The sequence below is a fragment of the Rhodococcus sp. YH1 genome (genome assembly GCF_009939605.1).
GTDB classification, from domain to species: Bacteria; Actinomycetota; Actinomycetes; order Mycobacteriales; family Mycobacteriaceae; genus Rhodococcus; species Rhodococcus aetherivorans.
Window position 1 is genome coordinate 1 of sequence record NZ_WVTE01000121.1, and the last position, 7,006, is coordinate 7,006.

Here is a 7,006-nt window from a genome sequence, read left to right on the forward strand (position 1 = left end):
CCCGCCTGTGGGAGCAGGTGCACCCGCTCGCCCGGACCGATCGGGACGCGTCGATCCACCCGCACCACGACCTTGCCCGACGCGCTCGACCAGTCGGCCGGCTCGGCGGCCGTCGCGTGGACGAACGATTCCGCGCCGAGCTGCTCGACGAGGTCCACCGTCAACGAAAGGGTCCCGGAACGCCACGCCCCGACGGGGGTCCACGCCTCGGGCCGCACCCCGACGACGATCCGCTCGGCATCGACGTCGGCCGGCACGGCGACCCGCAGACTGCCGAGCACGGCCGCGCCGTCGCGGACGGGCGCGTCGAGCAGGTTCATGCCGGGCGACCCGATGAATCCGGCGACGAAGGTGTTGACCGGGTTGTCGTACAGGTCGCGGGGCGCGGCGACCTGCTGCAGGCGGCCGCCGTCGAGGACGGCCACCCGATCCCCCATGGTCATCGCCTCCACCTGATCATGGGTGACGTACACGGTCGTGGTGCCCAGCCGACGTTGCAGTCCCGCGATCTGCGAGCGTGTGCTGACCCGCAACTTCGCGTCGAGGTTGCTCAGCGGTTCGTCCATGCAGAACACCGCGGGCCGTCGCACGATGGCCCGGCCCATCGCCACGCGCTGCCGCTGCCCGCCCGAGAGCTTGCCCGGTTTGCGGTCGAGCAGCGGCTCGAGCTCGAGCATCCGCGCGGCTTCGAGCACCCGCGCCGACCGTTCCGCCTTGCCGACGCCGGCGTTGCGCAACGCGAAACCCATGTTCTCCGCCACCGTCATGTTCGGATACAGCGCGTAGTTCTGGAACACCATCGCCACGTCGCGTGCCTTGGGCGGCAACCCCGTCACGTCGGCTCCGCCGATGTCGATGCGGCCGTCGTCGACTGCCTCGAGCCCGGCGAGCATCCGCAGGCTCGTGGATTTCCCGCAGCCCGACGGACCGACCAGGACCAGAAACTCCCCGTCCGCGACGTCGAGGTCGAGCCGGTCCACCGACGGCCGTTCGACGCCCGGGTAGCGGTGAGTGACGGTCCGGAAACCTATGCTTGCCAAGGCTGTTCCTACAGGTTCGGGGTGATCTGGCGATCGATGATCTGCTGCAGCTGACGGGTGACGTCGCCGAACGCCGTCGTCACGTCGGCGCCCTGGAGGGCGACTTGCTCGAGGCCGGTGCCGATGATCTGGTCGCCGCCGGGTACGAAGACGCGCGCGTAGTCCTGCGAGCGGGTGCGCGCGAGTTGGTCGACGGCGGTGCGGGAGTTGGGGTTCTGCTCGAGGAACGCCTTCATGTCGGGGTTCTCGGTGGCGGACTTGCGCACCGGCATGTAGCCGATCCGCTGCGAGAAGTAGGCGGTGTTCTCGCCGTTGGTGACGAAGTCGATGAACTTCAGCGCGTTGCGCTTTCGCTCGTCGGAGATGTTCGCGGGGATCGCCAGTCCGGCGCCGCCGGTGGGGCATCCCGGAGTACCGTCGGGGGCCGGGAGGAACGCGGTGCCGAAGTCGAACGCGGCGTTCTTCGTGATGCCGGACAGGTCGCCGGTGGAGGCGATCGTGGACGCGATGATCCCGGCGGAGAAGTCGTTGGCGATGTCCGTGGAGACACCCGCGTATTTCCCGGTGTGGATCATGTCCTTCAGGAACTGTCCCGCGGCGATCGTCTCCGCGTCGCCGAAGCGCAGCCGCCAGCCGTCGGAGTAGGCACCGCCGAACGTCCAGATCGGTCCTTCGAAGGTCCAACCCAGGTAGTCCTTGGCGTTGCCCCAGCCGTGCGCCAGCTTGCCTGACCCGACGGCGCGTTGCAGTTCGGGCCCCCACTCGGAGAACTCCTGCCAGGTGGCGGGCCCGCGGTCGGGCAGTCCCGCCTGCCGCCAGACGTCGCGGTTGTAGTAGAACAGCGGGGTCGAGCGGGCGTAGGGCAGCGCGAAGTGGCGGCCCTCGAAGAGGTAGTCGGCCAGCAGGGAATCGACGTAGTCGCCGGTATCCACGCCGACCTCGGTGAACAGGTCGTCGAGCGGCGTGATCGCGCCGGCGAGCGCGTAGTTGAACCACCACACGTCCGACAGGACCACGACGTCGGGCAGATCGCCCCCGGATAGGGCTGCGTTGAACTTCTGTGACACCTCTTCGTAGTTCTTGCCGCCGTCGACGAGGTCGACGGTCAGGTCCGGGTACTTCGCCTGGAACCGGGCGATGAGTTCCTTCTCCACGTCCTGGGACTTGCCCGGGTGGTTGGACCAGAACTTGATCATGTTCGCGTCGGAGGCGGACCCCGAGGTGCCCGCCGACCCGGACGAGCCGGTGCCGGCGCACGCGGCCAGCGCTGCGCTCGCCGCGACCACCCCGGTCAGTCCCAGAAATCCACGCCTGTCGATGTTCACGAAGTTGCTCCTGGAAGAGTTCAGCCCTTGACCGCACCGGAGGTGAGGCCCTTGATCATGTGTCGTTGCAGCGCAAGGAAGACCACGAGGATCGGCAGCATGGCCAGCACCGTGCCGGCCATCACCGGACCCCAGTTGGTGACGCCGTCGTTGTTCTGCAACTGGGTCAGTCCGATCGGCAGCGGGGCCACCGACGCGTCGTCGGCCATGAGGAACGGCCACAGGTATTCGTTCCACTCGTTGACCACGGTGATGAGCGCGAACGCGACCAGGGTCGGGCCGGACACGGGCAGCACGACCCGCCACAGCAGACGGACGTGTCCGGCGCCGTCCATCCGTGCCGCCTCGATGATCTCGGCGGGGATGGACAGGAAGTGGTTGCGCAGCAGGAACGTTCCGAACGCGACGCCCGCGAGCGGCACGATGATCCCCTGGAAGGTGTTGCGCCATCCCCATTCCGCCACCAGCGCGTAGTTGGAGATGACCGTGATCTGGTTCGGCACCATCAGGGCGGCGACGATGCCGACGAACACGAGATTCTTGCCGGGGAACCGCAGGAACACCAGACCGTAGGCGCTCAGGATGCCGAGGACGAACTTCACGCTCGACAGCACCGTGGTGATGATCAGCGAGTTCCGCAAGAACGTGCCGAACGGCACCGAGGTGACGGCCTCCGTGTAGTTCTGGGGATGGAACATGCTGGGCCACCAGGTGACCGGCAGCGTGTAGATGTCGGGCCGCTGCTTGAACGACGTCACCACGATCCAGTACAGCGGCAGCGCCACGACGAGCAGTGCGACGACCATCGCGGCGTAGGCGAGCACACGGATCACGCGCTCCCGACGCCGGTACGGCTCTGCCGCCGTCGGCTCCGCACGTACGATCCGACGGTCCAGAAGCGCCGTCATCCCACGATCTCCTTCCGCGCCACCGGCCGGATGTCACATTCCGTCGAGGGGACCGAACGCGTGTCACATTCGGCCCCGCGCCCGCGACGGCGACGGCGAAGGCGGGGGCCGCGGACGGGGCGGGGCCGGTCGTCGCGGTCCATGAGACGCACCTGGTACACCGTGACCGCCAGCAGTACGAGGAACATGACGGTCGCGACGGTGGCGCCGTAGCCGGCCCGGAAGTTGCGGAAGGACTCGTTGTAGACCTGGTAGACCATCGTGGTGGTTCCGGTGCCGAGCGGTCCGCCCCGGGTCATCACGTTGATGATGTCGAAGACCTGGAACGAATTGAGCAGCACGGTGATCGACAGGAAGTAGGTGGTGGGTCGCAGCTGCGGCAGGAGTACGCGCCGGAAGGCGGTCCACGACGAGGCGCCGTCGATCGCGGCGGCCTCGGAGAGTTCGGGGCGCAGGCCCTGCAGGGCGGCGAGATAAATGACGAAGGTGTAGCCGAGGTTCTTCCACAGGTAGGTGAGGGTGACCATCACCAGCGCCCAGGCCGGATCCTGGTAGAAGTCCGGGGCGCCGATCCCGACCCTGTCCAGCAGGTCCTGGACGAGGCCGAAGTTCGGGTCGAACACGAACTGGAACGCCACGCCCACCGCGGCGCCGGAGATGACGAACGGCGCGAAGAGTGCGGAGCGGACGAGGTTGCGGCCCAGGAGTTTACGGTCCAGCAACAGCGCCAGCGCCAGACCGAGCAGCATGGATCCCGCGACGGTGGCGACGGTGAACACGACGGTGTTGCCGACGATCTGCCAGGTGTCGGCGCGGCCGAACCACTCGCGGTAGTTGCCGAATCCGACGAACGTGGCGGTGGGGCTCGAGATGTTCCACTCGAAGAACGAGAGGCGGATGTTGTCGACGAGCGGCCGGTACGTGAACAGGATCAGCAGCGCGAGATTCGGTCCGATCAGCGCGGCGAACAGCGCGTAGTCGCCCCATGGGCGTCGCGACAGCCCCCGATCGGGTTGGGGCAATACTCTTTCCGGACTCGAGCGCACTGCGGCAGTGTGCCTGCCGCGGGCGAACCGGAGGTTACGCCGGTCTGGCGCCGGCGAGTACTCTCGCCACCCGGAAGGTCACCAGGTGCTCGCCGGCGTCGACCGTTGTCCGGCTAGAGGTTCCAGTCGCCGAGGCCGTCCCAGCCGTTGAGGGTGCCGCCACCGGTGTTCTGCACGATCACCGGGTCGCCCTTCTGGGCGTTCTCGAAGAACCAGCGACCGTCCTCGGTGCTCACGTTCAGGCACCCGTGGCTGACGTTGGTGTTGCCCTGCGCCCACTCGGACCATGGCGCCGCATGCACGAAGATGCCGCTGTTGGAGATGCGGGTCGCGTACTCGACGTAGGTGCGGTATCCCTCGGGCGAGTCGACCGGAACGCCGTACGTGGACGAGTCCATGTACATGTCGCGGAACTTCTCGCCGACGATGTAGGTGCCGTTGGGCGTCTCGTAGCCGGGCTTGCCGAACGACGTCGGCATGGTCTTGACGACCTCGCCGTTGCGGGTGACGGTGATGGTCTTGGTGTTGTCGTCCGCGACGGTGATCAGCGCGTCGCCGACGGTGTACGACGACTGCGTGCCCCCGGCGTTCACGGTGACCTGGGTGTGGGCCGGCCAGAACTCGAACGGCCGCCACCGCACCTGCCGGTCCGAGGCCCAGTAGAAGTGCCCGGACACCGGCGGGTTCGACGTGACGGTGATGGCGCGCTCGGCGGCCGCGCGATCGGTGACGTTCTCGTCGAAGCGGATGATGATCGGCTGGGCCACGCCGACCGTCTCACCGTTCGACGGGTTGATCGACGGGGCCGAGAACGGCGGCGGCGTGGGTGCGACGGAGTTCGAGCCGCCCGGAAGCCTCTCGACGAGTTCCTGCACGCTCGGCAGTTCGGGCCCGCCCGGCCACAGGGGTACCGCGGCGGCGGGTCCCGTCATGGTGAGCATGGCGGCGCCGGCCCCCACCAGCGCGGTGGCGACACGGCCGGACCAGCGACCGGCGCGGCCACGACTGATCGGCCGACCCTTCTTCTCGAACATTCGACAACCCATCGTTCGTTCGTGCCGTCGCACCCACGTCCGCCCCGACAGCGACGACTTGGCGACCCCATTAGACACAGCTCCCCGCAGGCGGGCAATTCGACCATGCCCGCCCGGACGGCCCATCGCGGGCTCGCGCCCAGGTCAGGACTCGATTCGAGAGGCGGCAAGGAGATCGGCGACAGCGACGAACTTCACGCGAGAGCGACCCGCGGCGCCGCCCCGGGCGCGTTCCTGCTTGTCGATCTGCTGCCAGCCCCGGTAGTCGACGTACTCCGGCCGGCGCTCGGAGACCAGCGCCGCGAGCTTCTCCCGGTCGGCGACGGGTGCGACGAGCCGGCCGGCCACGAAATCCTGGACCAGGTGCTCGACGGTCTGGGCGGAGCACTGCTTGTTGGTGCCGATGACGCCGGTGGGTCCGCGCTTGATCCAGCCGGCGGTGTACACGCCGGGCAGCGGCTCGTTCGTCTCCGGGTCCACGACCCGGCCCTCCTCGTTGGGGAGGATGCCGCGCTGGTCGTCGAACGGCAGGTCGGCGACGGGGGCCCCGCGGTAGCCGACCGAACGCAGGACCAGGCCGGTGGCCAGGGTCTCGGTCTGCCCGGTGCGGTGCGCCTCGAGCCGGCCGTTCGCCTCGACCAGTTCGGTGCGTTCGAGGGTGATCGATTCGACCCGGCCGTCGCCGCTCAGCTCGACGGGGGCGGCGAGGAAGCGCAGCACGATCCGCTTGTTGCCCTCGGTGGGGCGCCGCTGGGCGAAGCCCTGGACCTGTTCGACCTTCAGCGCGATCCGCGGTTCGGCGGTGGGGTCGTCGACGAGGGCGCGGCTGGCCGGGTCGAGTTCGGCCTCGGCCGGGTCGACGACGATGTCGACGCCCGTGAGCTGACCGAGGGCCAGCAGTTCCGGGTTGGTGTAGGCGGCCTGGGCGGGTCCGCGGCGTCCCACGACGACGACCTCGCGGATGTTCGACTCGCGCAGGGCGGCGACGGCGTGGTCGGCCATGTCGGTCTTCGCCAGCTCGTCCGGGTCCATGACCAGCGCCCGCGCCACGTCGAGGGCGACGTTGCCGTTGCCGACGATCACCGCGCGTTCGCCGGACAGGTCGAAGGTGCGGTCGGCGTAGTCGGGGTGTCCGTTGTACCAGGCGACGAACTCGGTGGCCGCGTGCGAACCGGTCAGGTCCTCGCCGGGCACGTCCAGGCGCCGGTCCCCGGCGGCGCCGACGGCGTAGAGCACCGCGTGGTGGTGCGCGAGCAGTTCCTCGTGGCTGATGTGGGTGCCCACCTCGACGTTGAACCAGCACTGGCTCTTCTTGTGGCCGAGGGCACTACGGAACAGCTCACCGACGGCCTTGGTGCTCTGATGGTCCGGGGCGACACCTGCACGGACGAGGCCGTACGGGGTGGGCAGGCGGTCGAAGATGTCGACCTCGACGCGAGCCCGGCCGGTCAGCTCCAGCACGGCGTAGCAGGCCGCCGGCCCCGAGCCGACGATCGCCACCCGCAGGGTGCCGAGCTCGGCGGGAATCTTGGTGCGGTCGCGTTCCTCGGGCCAGTCCGGTCCGATCGGGTATCGCCGGTAGTAGTCCTCGGCGATCTTCAGATAGGGCTCGTGCGCGGCGGGCAGCTCGTTGTCGGCGTAGATCGCGTCCAC

6 protein-coding genes are annotated in these 7,006 nt (G+C 68.8%); all 6 read right to left on the bottom strand.

Going from position 1 to position 7,006, the window contains the following annotated elements:
• Nucleotides 1-1,040, bottom strand: a 1,040-nt coding sequence (locus AIIKEEIJ_RS11390; protein WP_161995683.1) for a sn-glycerol-3-phosphate ABC transporter ATP-binding protein UgpC, incomplete at its 3' end; no start/stop codon positions are given.
• 8 nt (nucleotides 1,041-1,048) lie between these two features.
• Nucleotides 1,049-2,365 (bottom strand): extracellular solute-binding protein, encoded by a 1,317-nt coding sequence (locus AIIKEEIJ_RS11395; protein WP_161995684.1) that lies wholly within the window; start codon nucleotides 2,363-2,365, stop codon nucleotides 1,049-1,051.
• A gap of 20 nt (nucleotides 2,366-2,385) precedes the next feature.
• Entirely contained in the window at nucleotides 2,386-3,273 is an 888-nt protein-coding gene (locus AIIKEEIJ_RS11400) for an ABC transporter permease subunit (RefSeq protein ID WP_161995685.1), read from the bottom strand.
• On the bottom strand, nucleotides 3,270-4,319 hold the full coding sequence (locus AIIKEEIJ_RS11405; RefSeq protein WP_102799342.1) for a carbohydrate ABC transporter permease: 1,050 nt from the start codon (nucleotides 4,317-4,319) through the stop codon (nucleotides 3,270-3,272). The genes AIIKEEIJ_RS11400 and AIIKEEIJ_RS11405 overlap by 4 nt, the downstream gene beginning before the upstream one ends.
• 113 nt (nucleotides 4,320-4,432) lie before the next feature.
• On the bottom strand, nucleotides 4,433-5,353 hold the full coding sequence (locus AIIKEEIJ_RS11410; RefSeq protein WP_161995686.1) for an Ig-like domain-containing protein: 921 nt from the start codon (nucleotides 5,351-5,353) through the stop codon (nucleotides 4,433-4,435).
• Between the two features lie 144 nt (nucleotides 5,354-5,497).
• Nucleotides 5,498-7,006 (bottom strand): FAD-dependent oxidoreductase (locus AIIKEEIJ_RS11415; protein WP_161995687.1); only part of this gene is annotated, 1,509 nt, incomplete at its 5' end.

Bases quoted from the DNA above. Each gene is read 5' to 3' on its own strand.
- AIIKEEIJ_RS11400 (WP_161995685.1), bottom strand. From the start codon at position 3,273: ATGACGGCGCTTCTGGACCGTCGGATCGTACGTGCGGAGCCGACGGCG.
- AIIKEEIJ_RS11410 (WP_161995686.1), bottom strand. From the start codon at position 5,353: ATGTTCGAGAAGAAGGGTCGGCCGATCAGTCGTGGCCGCGCCGGTCGC.